At 68.9% G+C, this 17,809-nt stretch carries 17 protein-coding genes and 1 pseudogene; 6 read left to right on the top strand and 12 right to left on the bottom strand.

The window, feature by feature from the left end:
• Window positions 1–31: 31 nt before the first annotated feature.
• From WS78_RS18965 to kdgD, 8 genes are all read right to left on the bottom strand, one after another.
• Entirely contained in the window at window positions 32–238 is a 207-nt protein-coding gene (locus WS78_RS18965; RefSeq protein WP_059583809.1) for a hypothetical protein, read from the bottom strand.
• Window positions 239–243: 5 nt separating this feature from the next.
• Entirely contained in the window at window positions 244–1,113 is an 870-nt protein-coding gene (locus tag WS78_RS18970; RefSeq protein WP_038748530.1) for an NAD-dependent epimerase/dehydratase family protein, read from the bottom strand.
• 2 nt (window positions 1,114–1,115) lie between these two features.
• Window positions 1,116–2,717 carry a galactarate dehydratase gene (gene garD, locus WS78_RS18975; protein WP_059583807.1) on the bottom strand — a complete coding sequence of 534 codons (1,602 nt, stop codon included), beginning with the start codon at window positions 2,715–2,717 and terminating at the stop codon, window positions 1,116–1,118.
• A 28-nt stretch (window positions 2,718–2,745) separates the two neighbouring features.
• Complete coding sequence (gene gudD, locus WS78_RS18980; protein WP_059583804.1) at window positions 2,746–4,107, bottom strand: glucarate dehydratase; 1,362 nt, start codon at window positions 4,105–4,107, stop codon at window positions 2,746–2,748.
• A gap of 8 nt (window positions 4,108–4,115) precedes the next feature.
• The gene (locus WS78_RS18985) at window positions 4,116–5,552 is read right to left on the bottom strand and encodes an enolase C-terminal domain-like protein (protein ID WP_059583801.1); all 1,437 of its coding nucleotides are present in this window, start codon (window positions 5,550–5,552) and stop codon (window positions 4,116–4,118) included.
• 15 nt (window positions 5,553–5,567) lie between these two features.
• Window positions 5,568–6,923 carry an MFS transporter gene (locus tag WS78_RS18990; RefSeq protein ID WP_059583799.1) on the bottom strand — a complete coding sequence of 452 codons (1,356 nt, stop codon included), beginning with the start codon at window positions 6,921–6,923 and terminating at the stop codon, window positions 5,568–5,570.
• 85 nt (window positions 6,924–7,008) lie between these two features.
• Complete coding sequence (locus tag WS78_RS18995) at window positions 7,009–8,580, bottom strand: aldehyde dehydrogenase (NADP(+)) (protein WP_059583796.1); 1,572 nt, start codon at window positions 8,578–8,580, stop codon at window positions 7,009–7,011.
• The gene (gene kdgD, locus WS78_RS19000) at window positions 8,571–9,512 is read right to left on the bottom strand and encodes a 5-dehydro-4-deoxyglucarate dehydratase (protein ID WP_038748541.1); all 942 of its coding nucleotides are present in this window, start codon (window positions 9,510–9,512) and stop codon (window positions 8,571–8,573) included. Before kdgD ends, WS78_RS18995 begins: the two co-directional genes overlap by 10 nt.
• A gap of 106 nt (window positions 9,513–9,618) precedes the next feature.
• On the opposite strand from kdgD, the gene WS78_RS19005 reads away from it, so the two are divergent.
• Window positions 9,619–10,515, top strand: coding sequence for a LysR substrate-binding domain-containing protein (locus tag WS78_RS19005; RefSeq protein ID WP_059583793.1), 897 nt, complete (start codon window positions 9,619–9,621; stop codon window positions 10,513–10,515).
• Window positions 10,516–10,748: 233 nt separating this feature from the next.
• Here the strand turns inward: WS78_RS19005 and WS78_RS19010 are convergent, their stop codons facing one another.
• Both WS78_RS19010 and WS78_RS19015 read right to left on the bottom strand, forming a co-directional pair.
• The gene (locus tag WS78_RS19010) at window positions 10,749–11,780 is read right to left on the bottom strand and encodes a serine/threonine protein kinase (RefSeq protein ID WP_059583791.1); all 1,032 of its coding nucleotides are present in this window, start codon (window positions 11,778–11,780) and stop codon (window positions 10,749–10,751) included.
• Between the two features lie 40 nt (window positions 11,781–11,820).
• The gene (locus tag WS78_RS19015) at window positions 11,821–12,033 is read right to left on the bottom strand and encodes a hypothetical protein (RefSeq protein ID WP_004198969.1); all 213 of its coding nucleotides are present in this window, start codon (window positions 12,031–12,033) and stop codon (window positions 11,821–11,823) included.
• On the opposite strand from WS78_RS19015, the gene WS78_RS37155 reads away from it, so the two are divergent.
• The 4 genes and pseudogenes from WS78_RS37155 (at window position 12,032) to WS78_RS19030 (ending at window position 15,342) form a co-directional block, all read left to right on the top strand.
• Window positions 12,032–12,274 (top strand): hypothetical protein, encoded by a 243-nt coding sequence (locus WS78_RS37155; protein ID WP_186448595.1) that lies wholly within the window; start codon window positions 12,032–12,034, stop codon window positions 12,272–12,274. The two genes, WS78_RS19015 and WS78_RS37155, sit on opposite strands and share 2 nt — an antisense overlap.
• 102 nt (window positions 12,275–12,376) lie before the next feature.
• Window positions 12,377–13,666: an MFS transporter gene (locus WS78_RS19020; protein ID WP_059583789.1), complete on the top strand. Its 1,290-nt coding sequence runs from the start codon at window positions 12,377–12,379 to the stop codon at window positions 13,664–13,666.
• 345 nt (window positions 13,667–14,011) lie between these two features.
• Window positions 14,012–14,908, top strand: a pseudogene (locus WS78_RS19025) (EamA family transporter).
• A gap of 248 nt (window positions 14,909–15,156) precedes the next feature.
• The gene (locus WS78_RS19030) at window positions 15,157–15,342 is read left to right on the top strand and encodes a hypothetical protein (protein WP_038748546.1); all 186 of its coding nucleotides are present in this window, start codon (window positions 15,157–15,159) and stop codon (window positions 15,340–15,342) included.
• Between the two features lie 69 nt (window positions 15,343–15,411).
• On the opposite strand, the gene mgrA is transcribed toward WS78_RS19030, so the two are convergent.
• Window positions 15,412–16,455: an L-glyceraldehyde 3-phosphate reductase gene (gene mgrA, locus WS78_RS19035; RefSeq protein ID WP_038748547.1), complete on the bottom strand. Its 1,044-nt coding sequence runs from the start codon at window positions 16,453–16,455 to the stop codon at window positions 15,412–15,414.
• Between the two features lie 173 nt (window positions 16,456–16,628).
• On the opposite strand from mgrA, the gene WS78_RS19040 reads away from it, so the two are divergent.
• Complete coding sequence (locus WS78_RS19040; protein WP_038748548.1) at window positions 16,629–16,835, top strand: DUF3185 family protein; 207 nt, start codon at window positions 16,629–16,631, stop codon at window positions 16,833–16,835.
• A gap of 188 nt (window positions 16,836–17,023) precedes the next feature.
• On the opposite strand, the gene WS78_RS19045 is transcribed toward WS78_RS19040, so the two are convergent.
• Window positions 17,024–17,794 carry a phytanoyl-CoA dioxygenase family protein gene (locus tag WS78_RS19045; RefSeq protein WP_038748549.1) on the bottom strand — a complete coding sequence of 257 codons (771 nt, stop codon included), beginning with the start codon at window positions 17,792–17,794 and terminating at the stop codon, window positions 17,024–17,026.
• Window positions 17,795–17,809: the final 15 nt, after the last annotated feature.

The following is a 17,809-nucleotide window of genomic DNA, read 5'->3' on the forward strand; positions in this document are numbered from 1 at the left end:
TTTTGCGATGCGCGCAGGCAGGCGCACCTGCTCAGCCGCCCGCGATCAGTGCGATCGAGCCCGCCGTCTCCGGCAGCGCGCACGCGTGCGCGCGATTCGCTTCGGTATCCCAACGACGGAGCGCGCGGCCCGCGGTGCCGGTCAAGCAAAGCGCTGCTTCGCCGTCCCGCCGCATGGAGCTTTCGCCGACGCCGCAGCGCATGTCGCCGATTCGTTCGATGATTTCGGGCGCGTGCATGCGCGTCAGTCTCCGAACGGCCCGGCCGTCACGAACGCGCCGCCCTGATAGCGGCGCACCGGATCGTCGTCGGCAAGCGGCGGCTGCGTGCGCTCGATCCGCTCGCGCCACGGCTCGCTCGATTGCGTCGGCCGGTAGCCGAGATGCGCGGCGCGCGCGTTGTCCCACCACGCGTCGCGATTCGCCGACACCCCGTAGACGATCGTGCAGCCCACGCGCGGCACGAACATCGCGCGGGCCACGAGCTGCTCCAGATCGTCGTAGCCGAGCCACGTGACGAGCATCCGGCGATCCTTCGGCTCCGGGAACGACGAGCCGATCCGGATGCACACGCTCTCGATTCCGTAGCGATCGTGATGGAACCGCGCGAGCTGCTCGCCGAACGCCTTGCTCAAGCCGTAGTAGCCGTCGGGGCGCGCGGGCGCGGCCGCGTCGATGCGCTCGCCCTGCTCGTAGAAGCCCGTTACGTGATTCGAGCTCGCGAACACGACGCGGCGCACGCCGTGCCGGCGCGCCGCCTCGTACACGTGGTACGTGCCCGCGATGTTCGCGGGCAGCACCGCATCGAACGGATGCTCGACCGACACGCCGCCGAAATGCACGATCACGTCGACGCCGCGCACGAGCGCGTCGACGGCCGCCGCGTCCGACAGATCGCAGCGCGCGCTTTCCTCGCCCGGCCGCGCGTCGCCGAGCGGCGCGATGTCGGACACGCGCACGGCGTCCGCGTAGCGACGCAGCCGCTCGCGCAGCACGCGGCCGAGACCGCCGGCCGCGCCCGTCAGCAGGATGCGGCCGCAGTGCGTGAGAACGCCGTCGAGCGGATCGCCGTCCGCCGTCGGCGCGCCGGTGTTCGAACGCAGGAGGTCGGTCATGATCAGGTCACCGGCGCGGGGTTGAACAGGACGAGCGCGTTGTGCAGCCCGAGCTTGTCGGCGCACACCTTGCGGCGGCCGCTCGCGACGTCGAGGATCAGATGGAACAGCTCCCAGCCGACGTCGGCGATGCTCGCCTCGCCGGTCGCGATGCGGCCCGCATCGAGATCGATCAGATCGTGCCACCGCTCGCTCAATGCCTTGCGCGTCGACACCTTGACGACAGGCGCCATCGCGAGGCCGTACGGCGTGCCGCGCCCCGTCGTGAACACCTGCAGGTTGATGCCCGACGCGAGCTGCAGCGTGCCGCAGACGAAGTCGCTCGCGGGCGTCGCCGCGAAGACGAGCCCCTTGCGCCGCACCTTCTCGCCGGGACCGAGCACGTCGACGATCGGGCTCGTGCCCGATTTCACGATCGAACCGAGCGCCTTTTCGACGACGTTCGACAGCCCGCCCGTCTTGTTGCCGGGCGAAGGGTTCGCGCTGCGGTCGGTTTCGCCGCGCAACAGGTAATCGTCATACCACGCCATCTCGCGCAGCAGCGCGCGGCCGACGTCCTCGTCGATCGCGCGCGGCGTCAGCAGATGAATCGCGTCGCGCACCTCGGTCACTTCGGAGAACATCACGGTGCCGCCCGCGCGCACGATCAGATCGGCCGCGAAGCCGACGGCCGGGTTCGCGGTGACGCCCGAGAACGCGTCGCTGCCGCCGCACTGCACGCCGACGACGAGATCGGACGCCGGGCACGGCTCGCGGCGGCGGCGGTTCAAATGCGCGAGACGCGTCTCGGCCATCGCCATGATCGCGTCGACCATCCCGCCGAAGCCGTCGAACGCTTCGTCCTGCAGACGAAGCACGGGCGAATCGGCGCTGCCCGCGACCTCGATCGGAATGCGGCCGCCCGGCGCGAGCGATTCCGGCACGAGGCGCTCGGGCACGAGCTTCTCGCAGCCGAGGCCGATCACCATCACCTCGCCGCCGAAGTTCGGATTGAGCGCGAGATTCTGCAGCGTGCGGATCGGCACGATCGCGGCCGGCGCGTTGATCGCGACGCCGCAGCCGTACGTGTGGTTCAGCGCGACGACGTCGTCGACGTGCGGATAGCGCGGCAGCAGCTCGCGCCTGATCCGCTCGACCACATGGTCGGTGACGCCCGCGACGCACTGCACGCTCGTCATGATGCCGAGCACGTTCTTCGTGCCGACCGTGCCGTCCGCGTTGCGATAGCCGTCGAACGCGTAGCCCTCGAGCTTCGGCAGCTTCGGATCGGCGCGCGTCGCGAGCGGCAGCTCGGCGAGCGCGGGCGCCGACGGCAGCTTCACCGCATGCTCGTTGACCCAACTGCCGCGCGGCAGCGGCTTCGCCGCGTAGCCGATCACTTCGCCGTAGCGAATCACCGCGTCGCCTTCGGCGAGATCGGCGAGCGCGACCTTGTGGCCCTGCGGCACGCCTTCGGCCAGCACGGTGCCGTCGCCGAGCGTCGCGCCGGCGGGCAGGCCGCGTGCGTTGACGACGATCGCGACGTTGTCGCTGTCGTGCACGCGGATCGTCAGCGCGCTGTCCGATCGCGTGCGCGCGTCGTCGGTCGAGGTGGATTCCTGCATCGAATGCTCCGTGATGGGCGGGCGTCGCTCAACGCACGAGACAGGGCCGCTTGTTGTCGAACGTCCAGTTCGGCACCAGGTACTGCATCGCGAGCGAATCGTCGCGGCTGCCGAGGCCGTGCTTCAGATACAGTGCGTGCGCGGCTTCGAGCGCGTCCTCGTCGATGTCGACGCCGAGCCCGCCGCGCTGCGGCACGGCGACGTGGCCGTCCTCGATGCGCAGCGGCTCGCGCGTGAGGCGCTGGCCGTCCTGCCAGATCCAGTGCGTGTCGATCGCGGTGATGGCGCCGGGCGCGGCCGCCGCGACGTGCGTGAACATCGCGAGCGAAATGTCGAAGTGATTGTTCGAATGCGAGCCCCACGTGAGCCCCCATTCGTCGCACAGCTGCGCGACGCGCACCGAGCCGCGCATCGTCCAGAAATGCGGGTCGGCGAGCGGAATGTCCACCGAGCCGAGCCGGATCGCGTGGCCGAGCTGACGCCAGTCGGTCGCGATCATGTTGGTCGCCGTGCGCAGCCCCGTCGCGCGGCGGAACTCGGCCATGATCTCGCGGCCCGAATAGCCGGCCTCCGCGCCGCACGGATCTTCCGCGTACGCAAGCACGCCGTCCTTGCCGCGACAGAGGCGAATCGCCTCCTGCAGCGGCCACGCGCCGTTCGGGTCGAGCGTCACGCGCGCGTGCGGAAAGCGCTTTGCGAGCGCGCTCACCGCGGCGATCTCTTCGTCGCCCGACAGCACGCCGCCCTTCAGTTTGAAGTCCTGAAATCCGTAGCGCGCGTGCGCGGCCTCGGCAAGACGCACGATCGCATCGGGCGTGAGCGCCGCTTCGTTGCGCAAGCGAAACCACGCATCGTCGGATTCGGCTTCGCTGCGGTAATCGAGATCGGTGCGGTTTCGATCGCCGACATAGAACAGGTAGCCGAGCATCGGCACGCGGTTGCGCTGCTGGCCTTCGCCGAGCAGCGCGGCCACCGGCACGCCGAGATGCTGGCCGAGCAGATCGAGCAGCGCGGCTTCGAGCGCCGTCACCGCGTGAATCGCGATGCGCAGGTCGAACGTCTGCAGGCCGCGGCCGCCCGCGTCGCGATCGGCGAAGCGGGCGCGCACCGCATTCAGCACGTCCTGCCAGCGGCCGAGCGGCTGGCCGACGACGAGCGCGCGCGCATCCTCCAGCGTGCGGCGAATGCCTTCTCCGCCGGGCACCTCGCCGACGCCGGTGTGGCCCGCGCTGTCGCGGATCAGCACGACGTTGCGCGTGAAGAACGGAGCGTGCGCGCCGCTCAGGTTCAACAGCATGCTGTCGCGTCCGGCGACGGGCACGACGCGCATGTCGGACACGACGGGCGCCGCCGTGCGGCTCGATTCGGTTTGATTCACGAGTGTCTCCATCGAAGCGTTCAGGCGCCGCGCCCGACCGCGCGCGCAGCGGCGCCGAAGCTCGGCCGTTTCGGATCGTACGTCCAGCCCGGCACCAGGTATTGCATCGCCCGTGCGTCGTCGCGTGCGCCGGGCCCGAGGGTTTCGTACAGCGCGTGCGCCTCGAACACGCGCGCCATGTCGAGTTCGATGCCGAGCCCCGGCCGGTCCGGCACGGCCGCGTGTCCGCGCTCGATCGAAAGCGGCTCGCGCGTCAGGCGTTCGTCGGCTTCCTGCCAGATCCAGTGCGTGTCGATCGCGGTGATGGCGCCGGGCGCGGCCGCCGCGACGTGCGTGAACATCGCGAGCGAAATGTCGAAGTGATTGTTCGAATGCGAGCCCCACGTGAGCCCCCATTCGTCGCACAGTTGCGCGACGCGCACCGAGCCCTGCATCGTCCAGAAATGCGGGTCGGCGAGCGGAATGTCCACCGCCTGCAGCAATGCCGCGTGGCCGAGCTGGCGCCAGTCGGTCGCGACCATGTTGGTCGCCGTCGGCACGCCGGTCGCGCGCTTGAACTCGGCCATGATCTCGCGGCCCGAATAGCCGGCCTCCGCGCCGCACGGATCTTCCGCGTACGCGAGCAGATCGCGCCGCCCCTTGCAAAGCGCGATCGCCTCGTCGAGCGACCACGCGCCGTTCGGATCGAGCGTCACGCGCGCGTGCGGAAAACGCGCCTTGATCGCCGCCACCGCTTCCATCTCGTCCTCGCCGTCCATCACGCCGCCCTTCAGCTTGAAGTCGGCGAAGCCGTAGCGATCGGCCGCGGCTTCGGCCAAGCGCGCGATCTGCGCGGGCGTCGTCGCGGCTTCGCGGCGCACGCGCAGCCACGCGTCGCCGCCGTCGGCGCCCGCCGGATACGGCAGATCGGTGTGGCGGCGCTCGCCGACGTAAAACAGGTACGCGAGCATCGGCACCGCGTCGCGCTGCCGGCCCGCGCCGAGCAGGTCGGCGACGGGCGCGCCGACGAACTGCCCGAGCAGGTCGAGCAGCGCCGCTTCGACCGCGGTCACGACGTTGTCCATCCTCAGATTGATCTCGTGCGGCTGCCGCAGCACCGCTGCCTCCGACGCCGACGTCACCTGGTGCACGGTCGCCTGATGCGCGGCGGGGCCGTCGCCCGCGAGCGCGCGGCGAATGTCGGCGAGCACGCCGTTCATGCGGCCGATCGGCTGCCCGACGACGAGCGGCGCCGCGCGCTCCAGCGCGCGGCGAATGCCTTCGCCGCCCGGCACTTCGCCCGCGCCGACATGCCCGGCGCCATCGTTCAGGATCACGATGTTTCGCGTGAAGAACGGCGCGTGCGCGCCGCACAGGTTGAGCAGCATGCTGTCGCGCCCCGCGACGGGAATCACCTGCATCCGCGTGACGCGCGGCGTGTGCGCGCGCGCGACGGCTTCGATCATATTGGACGTCATGTCCGATGGCTCCGCTTACGATGCCGGCTTCAGCTCGACGCGCTTGATCTCGCCCACCACGAACAGATAGCAGACGCAAGCGACAAGCGCATGAAGCCCCACGTAGACCAGCGCGCCGTTGAACGAGCCGGTCCGGTTGACGATGTAGCCGATCGCGATCGGCGTCGTGATGCTCGACAGATTGCCGAACGTGTTCATCAGCGCGCCGGACAGGCCCGCGATCTGCTTGGGCGCGGTATCCGAATTGACCGCCCAGCCGAGCGCGCCCATGCCCTTGCCGAAGAACGACAGCGCCATGACCGCGACGACGATCCCCTGCGCGTCGACGTAATTGCACACCACCATGCTGACCGACAGCAGCATCCCGAGCACGATCGGCACCTTGCGCGCGACCGACAGCGACGCGCCGCGCCGCAACAGCGCATCGGAGATGATCCCGCCGAGAATGCCGCCGAGGAAGCCGCACACGGCCGGCATCGACGCGACGAAGCCCGCCTTCAGGATCGACATCCCGCGCGCCTGCACGAGGTACACCGGGAACCATGTGATGAAGAAGTACGTGAGCGCGTTGATGCAATACTGCGCGACGTAGACGCCCATCATCATCCGGTTCCTCAGCAGTTGGCCGATGTAGCCGAGATCTGGGCCTTCCGTCTTCGCGACGCCCGCGCGATCCATGTTGACGAGGCCGCCGCCGTTCTCGATGTATTCGATCTCCGCGCGCGTCATGCGCGGATGATCCTTCGGATCACGTACGAAGAGCCGCCACGCGAACGCCGCCGCGACGCCGATCGTGCCCATCACGATGAATACGTAGTGCCAGCTGAACGTGTGGACGAGCCACGCCATCAGCGGCGCGAAGATCACGGTGGCCGCGTACTGCGCGGAATTGAAGATCGCCGATGCGGTGCCGCGCTCGCTGGCCGGGAACCACGCGGCGACGATCCGGCTGTTGGCCGGAAACGAGGGCGCTTCGGCGGCGCCGACGAGAAAGCGCAGCGCGAACACAACCGCGATCGCGGCCATGCCGGAGAAGAAGCCGATTGCGCCTTGCGCGAACGTGAAGATCGACCACATCAGGATGCTCGCCGCATAAACGCGCCGGGAACCGAAACGATCGAGCAGCCACCCGCCCGGAATCTGCGCGATCACGTACGCCCAGCCGAATGCGGAGAAGATGTAGCCGAGCGACACCGCGTCGACGCCGAGATCCTTTTGCATCGCCGAGCCGGCGATCGAGATCGTCGCGCGGTCCGCGTAGTTGATCGTCGTCACGACGAACAGCATCGCGAGGATCATGAAGCGCACGCGGCTCATGCGCTCGACGCGCGGCGTGCTGTGCGCACCCACGGCGGGGGCTTTGATGTCCATTGTCTCCTCCTTCCGCCGGCGTCCATTATGCGCCGGTCGTTTCAGCGCCGGGCCCGTGCGGCCCGGCTTCGCGCGACTATCGCGTTCAGACCCAGTTTCCGTCGACGAGGCGGCGCAGCCGCAGCGGATTGTCGTCCCGCAGTGCGGGCGGCAGCAGCTCCGCGGGCAGATCCTGATAACAGACGGGCCGCAGGAAGCGCTCGATCGCCGCGGTGCCGACCGACGTCGCGCGCGCATCCGTCGTCGCGGGCCACGGGCCGCCGTGCACCATCGCGTGACAGACTTCGACGCCCGTCGGCCAGCCGTTCGCGACGATGCGGCCCGCCTTGCGTTCGAGCACCGGCAACAGCGCGCGCGCGAGCGGCGCATCGCCCGTATCGAGATGCAGCGTCGCGCTCAACTGGCCGTCGAGCGTCTCGGCGACCGCGCTCAGCTCGGCCGCGTCGCGGCAGCGCACGAGGAGCGCCGTCGCGCCGAAGATCTCGTCGTGCAGCGCAGGCTGCTCGATGAAGTGCCGCGCGTGCGTCTCGAACAAGCCCGCGCGGCCGCGATTCGGCAAGTCGCTCGCGTCGCCGCGCGCGGCGCAACGCACGCCGGCCGCGCCCGCCAGACGCTCGACGCCGCGCACGTACGCCGCGTGGATGCCGGGCGTGAGCATCGGCTGCGCGGCGCTCGTGTCGAGCGCATCGGCGGCCGCGTTCACGAACGCGCTGACGTCGGGGCCGTCGATCGCGAGCAGCAAACCCGGATTCGTGCAGAACTGCCCGGCGCCGAGCGTGAGCGACGCGACGAATTGCCGGCCGAGCGCGCCGCCGCGCTTCGCGAGCGCGTCGGGCAGCAGGAACACCGGGTTGATCGCGCTCAGCTCACCGTACATCGGAATCGGCTGCGCACGCGATTGCGCGATGCGCAGCAACGCCTGGCCGCCCGCGCGCGAGCCCGTGAAGCCGACCGCCTGAATGCGCGGATCGGCAACGAGCGCCCCCGCGACGTCGTTGTCCGCGTGCACGAGCGAGAACACGCCGGCCGGCAGCCCGCACCGCGCGAGCGCCGCGGCGATCGCGCGGCCGACGAGCTCGGACGTGCCCGGATGCGCGGGGTGCGCCTTCACGACGACGGGGCAGCCGGCCGCGAGCGCGGAAGCGGTATCGCCGCCCGCGACCGAGAACGCGAGCGGGAAATTGCTCGCGCCGAACACCGCGACCGGGCCGAGCGCGATGCGCCGCATCCGCAGATCGGCGCGCGGCAGCGGCTTGCGCTCGGGCAGCGCCGAATCGATGCGCGCGCCAAGCGCATCGCCGGCGCGCACGACCGACGCGAACAGCCTCAGCTGATTGCAGGTGCGCGCGCGCTCGCCTTCGAGGCGCGCGCGCGGCAGCGCGGTTTCGGCGGTCGCGCGTTCGATCAGCGGGTCGCCGATCGCCTCGATCTCGGTGGCGATCGCGTCGAGAAACGCGGCGCGCGCATCGGGCGCGGTGTCGCGATACGCGTCGAACGCGGCGGCGGCCCGCTCGCACGCGCGCGCGACGTTCGCGTGCGTCGCGAGCGCGAACGCCGGCTCGAGCGTCGCGCCCGTCGCGGGGTCGATCGCCCGCACCGTGCGCTCGCCGGGTGCGACGCATTCGCCGCCCAGCATCAGCTCGCCGCTCAGAGACATGCTTCCACCTCGGCAACCTCGGCGATCCGCGCGACGAGCGCCGACAGCTCGGCCAGCTCCTCGCCCGTCAAATCTATGAGCGGCGCGCGCACGGGGCCCGCGCCGCGGCCGATCACCTTCATTCCGGCCTTCACGATCGACACCGCATAGCCGCGCTTGCGGTTGCGCAGCGCGATGTACGGCAGAACGAACTGATCGAGCATCGCATACACCTTCGCATGATCCTGCGCGCGCACGGCCGCGTAGAAATCGAGCGCGAAGCGCGGCACGAAATTGAAGATCGCCGACGAGTACGTGGTCACGCCGAGCGTCAGATACGGCAGCGCGAACGTCTCCGCGGTCGGCAGGCCACCGATGTACGTGAATCGATCGCCGAGGCGCGTGTAGATGCGCGTCATCAGCTCGATGTCGCCTACGCCGTCCTTGAAGCCGACGAGGTTCGGGCAGCGCTCGGCGAGGCGTGCGAGCGCGTTTTCGTCGAGCACCTGGTTCGCGCGGTTGTAGACGATCACACCGAGGCGCGTCGCGTTGCAGACCTGCTCGACGTGCGCGGCAACGCCGTCGGCCGACGCCTCCGTCAGATACGGCGGGAACAGCAGGATGCCGTCGGCGCCCGCCGCTTCGGCCGCCTTGCAATAGTCGATCGCCATCGCGGTGCCGTAGCCCGCCGGCGCGATCACGGGCAGACGGCCGCCCGTTTCGGCGAGCGCCGCGCGCACGACGCTATCGACTTCGGCGGGCGTGAGCGAGAAGAACTCGCCCGTGCCGCCCGCGGCGAAGAGGCCAGCGGCGTCGTGGCTGAACAGCCAGCCGAGGTTCGCGCGATAGGCGGCCTCGTCGAACGACAGATCGGGCTTGAAGTGCGTGACCGGGAAAGACAGCAGGCCGGAGCCGATCTGGCGGGCGAATTCGGTGGGCGTGTAGCGTGACATGAGCGTTCGTGCCGGTGCGGCGTGACAAGTGGTGAGCGGATTCTTGCACTGCGAACGATTCAAGTCCAAGATAAGGAATGACTCAATTAATCCATATTTTGAATCGATGTTCGAACTCAGCCAGCTTCGCTGCTTCGTCGCGGTCGCCGAGGAACTGCACTTCGGGCGCGCGGCCGAGCGCCTGCACATGACGCAGCCGCCGTTGTCCCGGCAGGTGCGCCTGCTCGAGCACCAGATCGGCACCGAGCTGCTCGAGCGCACGAGCCGATCGGTGAAGCTGACGGCGGCCGGACGCGGCTTCCTGCCCGATGCGGCCCGCATTCTGCGGCTCGCCGACGAAGCGGCGGCAACCGCGCGCCGCGTCGCGACGGGCGCGGCGGGCACGCTCGCGATCGGCTTCACCGCGTCGGTCGGCTACGGTCTCTTGCCGTCGCTCGTGAGCGCGGTGCGCGCGGCGTCGCCGGACGTGCGGCTGACGCTCAAGGAGATGGTGAGCGGCGCGCAGCTCGAAGCGCTCGATGCGCGGCTGATCGACGTCGGGCTGTTGCGCCCGCCCGTCGAGCACGGCGAGCTCGTGTCGATACCGTGCGTGCGCGAGGCGCTCGTGCTCGCACTGCCGGAAGCGGTGGCCGATGCGTGGCCGAAGCGCCCGGCGCTGCGCGACTGCGAAGGCAAGCCGTTCCTGATGTATTCGCCGTACGAGGCGCGCTATTTTCACCAGTTGGTGAGCGGGTTGCTCGAGCGCGCCGAGGTGCTGCCCGACATCGTCGAATACGTGAGCCAGATTCATTCGATGCTGGCGCTGGTGCGCGCGGGCATCGGCGCCGCGCTGATTCCGGCGGCCGCGTCGATGCTGCACTTCGAAGGGGTCGTCTACCGGCCGGTGCGCACGACGCCCGCGAAACCCGTCGAACTGACGCTCGCGTATCGCAAGGACAACGACAATCCCGCGTTCGGCGCGCTGAAGGACGTGTTGCGCAAGTCGCTCGCCGAAAGGCGCTGACGGATTACGCGCCTGCGCAGCCGGGCGTCCTGCGATGGAGCGAAGAGCCGGTGGCGCGCGTGCGAAATACGTCGTTTCGCACGCAACGCGATTAACAAATCCTTAGGGAAACTGACGTTGTCGCAAGCCGAAGAAACGCGAGGCAACGGCGCAAACCGCCGCTCGCGGCGCACGCCTTCGCCGCGACGTCGATCGGACGCTCGCCGCGCGCGATCGACGCGACGAGCGCGGCATCACACGGGCCACAGCGGCCCTTCCTGCATCGCGCCGATCTGCTCGCGCAACTCGAGCACGCGCGCTTCCCAATAGCGATGCGTGTTGAACCACGGAAACGCGGCCGGAAACGCGGGATCGTCCCAGCGACGCGCGAGCCATGCCGCGTAATGAATGAGCCGCAACGTGCGCAGCGCCTCGATCAGATGCAGCTCGCGCGGATCGAATTCGCAAAAGTCCTCGTAGCCCGCGAGCAGTTCGGCGAGCGCGTGCGACGCGCCCGGCCGGTCGCCCGGCAACAGCAGCCACAAATCCTGCACGGCGGGCGCCATCCGGCTGTCGTCGAAGTCGACGAAGTGCGGGCCCGCGTCGGTCCACAGCACGTTGCTCGGATGGCAGTCGCCGTGCGCACGCAGCATCCGCACGTCGCCCGCTCGCTCGTACGCGTGCGCGACGCCCTCCAGCGCGAGCGTGACCGCCGCTTCGTAAGCAGGCCGAACGTCTTCCGGCACGAAGTCGTGCGACAGCAGGAAATCGCGCGGCTCGTAGCCGAACGTGTGAATGTCGAGCGTCGGCCGCGCGACATACGGCTTCGTCGCGCCGACCGCGTGAATGCGCCCGATGAAGCGGCCGAGCCATTCGAGCGTGTCGCGTCGATCGAGCTCCGGCGCGCGGCCGCCGCGCCGCTCGAAGATCGCGAAGCGAAAGCCCTCGAATTCGTGCAGCGTGCGGCCGTCGAACGCGAGCGCCGGCACGGCCGGGATCTCGCGCGCCGCGAGTTCGGCGACGAACGCGTGCTCTTCGAGGATCGCGTCGCTCGACCAGCGATGCGGACGATAGAACTTCGCGACGATCGGCGGGCCGTCCTCGATGCCCGCCTGATAGACGCGGTTTTCGTAGCTGTTGAGCGCGAGCAGGCGCCCGTCGGTGCGCGAGCCGGCGGGGATCAGCACGCTGTCGAGCGCGTCGAGCACGCGCTCGGGCGTGAGGCCTGCAAAAGGCAAGCCGGCGCTTGCGCCGGCTGCGTTGGAATCGGAAGTGGCGTCGTTCATGCCCCGCATTGTGCCGCGCGCGAGGCCGAAAGACGAGCGGTCAGTGCAGCGCCGCGCCCGCGGGGAGCACGGATTCGCCGGTGTCGATCAGATCCTCGAGAAAGAACGGCTCGGTATTGAGCTCCTTGGATTCGCCCGGCACGCCCGCGTACCAGGTCACCATCGCCATGTCCCCCAAGATGCGCTGGACGATGCCGCGCGCGCCCTTCGGCACGGCAATGTGGGTGGTGCAGACAATCGAACCGACATGCATGATGTTTCCCCGCTTTCAAAGCCGGCCGCGTGCTGCCCGGCCGGAAATACCCGAATTGCGCATCCGCGCGACGACGGCGGCGCGTATCCCATTGTTCACCGCTCATGGAATCGCGAAGGCGCGAGCTGGCGGCAAGAGCGCCGCCAATTCGCGGGATGCGTCGATCCCGTCGCCGCGACGCGCCGCTTTTGCGGCAGCGTCGCTCCATCATACCCTGACGCACATGGCCGACATCCGATGATTCATTCGGAAGTGCGGCCAAAAGCCAACGCGTCGTCTGACGAAACGACGCCGGGTGCGCAACCGGCGTATCGTTGAGGTTTGCTTCAGACGGAGACTCAGCGTGACTGTATCATCCGGCGCGCCGCGGCCCGCCGCCGGCGCGTGTCAGGCCGACGCGCGCGCCGCCGCGAACGCGCCGTGCGCATCGCCCGCGCCGTATCTCGAACGCGGCTCGCGCAACTACTGGCGCGCGAGCGTCGCGCTGCTGTTCGCCGGCTACGCGACGTTCTCGCTCCTCTACTACGTGCAGCCGCTCCTGCCCGAGTTCTCCAAGACGTTCGGCGTGAGCCCCGCGCAAAGCAGTCTCGCGCTGTCGTTCGCCACGGCCGCGCTCGCGGCCGCGGTGTTCGTCGCGGGCTTCGTGTCCGAAGCGCTCAGCCGCCACAAGCTGATGACGGCGTCGCTCACCGCATCGTCGCTTCTCACGCTCGCCGCCGCGTTCGCGCCGCACTGGCATCAGTTGCTGATCCTGCGCGCGCTGACGGGGCTCGCGCTCGGCGGCGTGCCCGCCGTCGCGATGGCGTATCTCGCGGAAGAAGTGCATCCGGACGGCCTCGGGCTCGCGATGGGGCTCTACGTCGGCGGCACGGCGATCGGCGGGATGGCGGGCCGCGTGATCACGGGCATCCTCACCGACCTGTTCTCGTGGCGCATCGCGGTCGGCGCGATCGGCGTGCTCGGCCTCGCGTCGATGCTCGCGTTCCGAGCGCTGTTGCCGCCGTCGCGACACTTCACGCCGCACCGCGGCCTGAACCTCGCGCATCACCGCGCATCGCTCGCGCATCATCTCGGCAAGGGGCGTGAGCTGCCCGTGCTGTTCGCGATGGCGTTCGTGCTGATGGGCAGCTTCGTCACGCTCTACAACTACATCGGCTACCGGCTGCTCGCGCCGCCGTATTCGATGGGGCAAGCGACGATCAGCGCGATCTTCGTCGTCTATCTGGTGGGTGTCGTCGCATCGCCGTCGTCGGGGCGGCTCGCCGATACGCTCGGCCGCGGCCGCGTGCTGATCGCGAGCCTCGCCGTGATGCTCGCGGGCGTCGCGCTGACGCTGCTGCATCCTGTCGCCGCGATCGCCGCGGGCATCGCGTGCGTGACGTTCGGCTTCTTCGCGGGCCACGCGGTCGCGAGCGGCTGGGTCGGCCGGCTCGCGCAGCACGGCAAGGGCCAGGCCGCGGCGCTCTACCTGCTCGCGTACTACCTCGGCTCGAGCGTCGTCGGTTCGCTCGGCGGACGCTTCTGGAGCGCGCTCGGTTGGCCGGGCGTCGCGTCGCTCGTCGGCGTGCTGCTCGCGCTCGGCATTCTTGCTGCGGCGTGGCTGCGTGCGCGCGAACGCGCCGGGGCCGCCTGAGCGCACGACATCGCCGACGCGATGCCAAACCACGCGTCGGCACGTTACCTTTGACGCTATCGCAATTTTCGCTCGCAGGCTTTGCGATGAAGCCCTCGTTGCCCGCCCGCGCCGTATCGAAGCCGTCTATCGCACGGCTGCCGCGCGCGTGCGCGCATCGTCCGCCTGCCGCTCCGCCGCTCGTCGGCGTGCCGCCGCCTCCGGCTGCGTTGCTCGGCTAAACGCCGCGCAACCTCTTTCGCTCGCCGTTCGCCGCTGATCGAACCGTTCCGTGCATTGGCGCGCGGCGTGTTCGCGTGCGCACGCAACCGGAGCGTACCGATTCGATCGACAAGTGGGCTTCAGATGGCCTCAATCAGACCCGCGCTTGCGGCACATGGAGCGACGTCGCTGTTCGTGCTGCCTTGGAGCAGCGGAGCGATCTTCGACGGACTCGGCCTGCGGCATGCGTGCGCGTTCGCTTTCCTGATCGCGGGCTTCGCGCTCGTGTTGCTCGTGTTGCTCCTGCTGCTCCTGCTGCTCCTGCTGCTCCTGCTGCTCCTGCTGTCGCTCGCGCGACGCCGCTGGCTGTCGCCGCCCGGCGCGCGGCTCGCGACCGTCGCAACAAGGCTGCTGCTCACGAGCGACTATTCGATCCTGTCTACTCGCACGCGAACGCGGGCTCGCGCCCGGCATACTCGCGACGATACTCGGCGTGCAGCCGATCCTCACGCTCGTCGCGCTCCAACGCCGAGCATCGGGCGTGCGTCTCGCGGGGCTCGCGCTCACTCCGATCGGCCTGAGCCTCGTCGTCCACCGCGGCATCGCTGGCGGCGACACGCCAGCATCCGGCACTGCATGCCGAGCTCTGCGCGTTGCTCGCGATCCCGACGGGCGCGCTGCGGCAAAAACGCGCGCGCGGCGCCGATCGACGCGCCGCCGCAGCGGAACGCAGCCGGCCGTGGGCTTTGTGCGCTGATCGCGCCGTTCGAGCCGCTCTCGTCCGAAGCGAGCTCGTCGCTCTCGCGGCCGCTCGCGTGGTTCGGCGTCCTGATCTCGGTGTTCACGCAATTGCTGTTCTGGCGGCTGATGCAACACGGCGATCTCGTCAACGTGACGAGTCTCTTCTACCTCGTACCGGTCGTGACCGCGCCGATGAATACGGCGTGGCGCGGCAATCGCCGCGCGCCCTTCGAGATGGTCGGCGCGGTCGCGATTCTCGCCGGGCTTGCGCTCGTGTTCCGGCGCCCCGCGCACGCGTGACGACGGCATGAAGACAAGCACCCGCACTGCAGCATGCGGGCGCCTTTCTCATGGCATCGCAACATAAGAAAGCATTCAGAAAGCAATTACGAAAGCATATCGTCGGATTGTTTGCGACAAACGGAGCAATCTGCGCTTTTTCGTCGCGCTGCGAAGCTTCGGATAACCAAAAAACGCCGGCCGTTTCCTATACTCGAAACAACCGGCCGCCCAACAGGCGGCCGGATCGGATAAGAAAGGAGACACGCATGTCGACTTATTTCACGATTGGCGACTTCATCCTGCTGATCCCGATGGCGCTCGCCGGCGCGCTGTTCCTCGGCGCGGTCCCGTGCGCGACCGAATTCCGTCACAACGTGCTGCGCGTGCTCGGCGCGATGCTCGGCGTGGCCGTGGCCGTGCTGCTCGTCGAAGGGCTCCCTGCGCTGATCTAGCTGTCGCGCTCGCACCGCTTTCGGCGCGCCGAAAGCGGGCGGCAGGCGCATCGTCAGGATGACTACCGATCAGATCGCCTGATCGGTGGACGGCTTTTCCCACAAGTTGATCCCGCCTTCCGTCGCATGGCGGTCGATCTCGGCGATCTCATCGTCACTGAACGCGAGCTTGCCGAGCGCCGCGACGTTCTCGCGCACCTGCTCCGCGCGGCTCGCGCCGATCAGCGCGGAACTCACGCGCGAATCGCGCAGCACCCAAGCGAGCGCCATCTGCGCGAGACTCTGGCCGCGCCGCTGCGCGATCTCGTTCAGCTTGCGCACGTGCCCGAGGTTCTCCGCGCTCAGGTGATCCGCCTTCAGCGATCCGCCGCCCGGCTTGTTGACCCGCGCATCGGCCGGCACGCCGTTCAGATACTTCGACGTCAGGAGCCCTTGCGCGAGCGGCGTGAACGCGATGCAGCCGGAGCCCGTCTCGTCGAGCGCGTCGAGCAGCTCGCGCTCGACCCACCGATTGAGCATGTTGTACGCGGGCTGGTGAATCAGGAGCGGCACCTTGTATTCGGCGAGCAGTTTCGCGATCTCGCGCGTCTTCGCCGCCGAATACGACGAGATCCCGACGTAGAGCGCCTTGCCCTGCTGCACGGCCGCGGCCAGCGCGCTTGCGGTTTCCTCGAGCGGCGTGTGCGCGTCGAAGCGGTGCGAGTAGAAAATGTCGACGTAGTCGAGCCCCATGCGCTGCAGGCTCTGATCGAGACTCGCGAGCACGTACTTGCGCGAGCCGCCGCCGCTGCCGTACGGGCCGGGCCACATGTCCCAGCCGGCCTTCGTCGAGATCAGCAGCTCGTCGCGATACGGCTTGAAATCCTCGCGCAACAGACGCCCGAAGTTGATTTCCGCGCTGCCGTAAGGCGGTCCGTAGTTGTTCGCGAGATCGAAATGCGTGATGCCGAGATCGAATGCGGTGCGCAGGATCTCGCGCTGCGTCGAGATCGGCGTCGTGTCGCCGAAGTTGTGCCACAAGCCGAGCGAAAGCGCCGGCAGTTTGAGCCCGGATTTTCCGCATACGCGATACTGCATGTCCGCATAGCGTTCGGAAGCTGCTTCGTAGGCCATCTGAATTCCCATCGAGACGTTGAACGAGGCCGGTGCGACCCGGCCGGACGAACCTCAGCGGGCCATGTTAGCCAACGATCGCGAATCGTGCAGCAACACGCGCCGCGATGGACGCAGCGGCGGCGCTCCCCTACACTGCGGCGTCTTCACCATCCGTTTCAGCGAGGATTTTCATGACCCGAGCGATTTCCGTTGCGCTCATCGTCGGCGGCGTCGTGCTGCTGTATTTCGGCGGCCAGTCGTTCCATTCGATCAACGACGGCGTCGCGCGCTTCTTCACCGGCTCGCCTTCGACGAAAACGATCATGCTGATCGCAGGCGGCGTCGTCGCAACGCTCATCGGGCTGATCGGCGTGTCGATGCCGAGCGGCAGGCGCTGACGCGCCCGCGCATTTCGTCTCGCCCCCCAAAAACAAAGCGGGCGGCGCGCATGCGTGCCGCCCGCTTCTTTCGATCATCGTCGGCTTGCGCGCGCCGCGAAGTCGCGCACGTTTCATCGCGCATCGAACGAAGCGCGACACGCGACGCATCGCGAATCGCGCCGCATCCCGCCGGCGCGCGCGACGAACTAGAAGCGCACTTCCGGCGTCGACGCCGAGCGCGAGCCCGGCATCGGCCGGTTGCTGTCGCCGTGGTACGTGAACACGAGCGAGAACTTCACCTGATCGGTGCGGTTCTGCCCCGCTGAATGCAGCGTGTTGCAATGAAAGAACACCACGTCGCCCGCGGCGAGCTCCGGGCACACCGCCTGCTCGATCAGTCGCCGGTTCCCCGGCACGTCGCTGCGGAAGAACTTCGCTTCGTCGAAGCGCTCCGGCCCGAATTCCTCGCCATGCGAGCCCGGCACGAGCCACAGCGCGCCGTTCTCGTTCGTCTCCGGCCCGAGCGCGAGCCACACGGACACGAGATCCGGGCGCTCGAACGACCAGTAACGGACATCGCGATGCCAACCGGTCAGGCTGCCGTACGCCGGATGCTTCGTCATCACGCAATTGTGATGCGCGCGCGAGAGCACCGGCGTTTCGCCGAAGTACGCGCGCATCCACGCGGCGATCTCGGGCGCCGTCGCGCGCTCGGCGAACGCTTCGTCGCGCGCGTACGCGTCGAGCAGGCGCCGCACCGTGTGGCCGCCCGGCGCGTGTCGCGATTCGGGCGCGCCCGGATAGCGCAAGTCCGCTTCGAATTCGAGCGGCTGCGCCGCCTCGTGCAGCTGACGCTCGGCGATCGCCTTCAACTGCGCGCACCGCTCGGGCGCGACGAGCCCCGGTGCGACAACGAAGCCGCGCGCGCGCAGCGTCTGGACCTGCGTGTGAATCAACTCCGGGTGCAAGGAAGACATGGGAAGTTCGACATG

Source organism: Burkholderia savannae (assembly GCF_001524445.2).
Taxonomy (GTDB): domain Bacteria; phylum Pseudomonadota; class Gammaproteobacteria; order Burkholderiales; family Burkholderiaceae; genus Burkholderia; species Burkholderia savannae.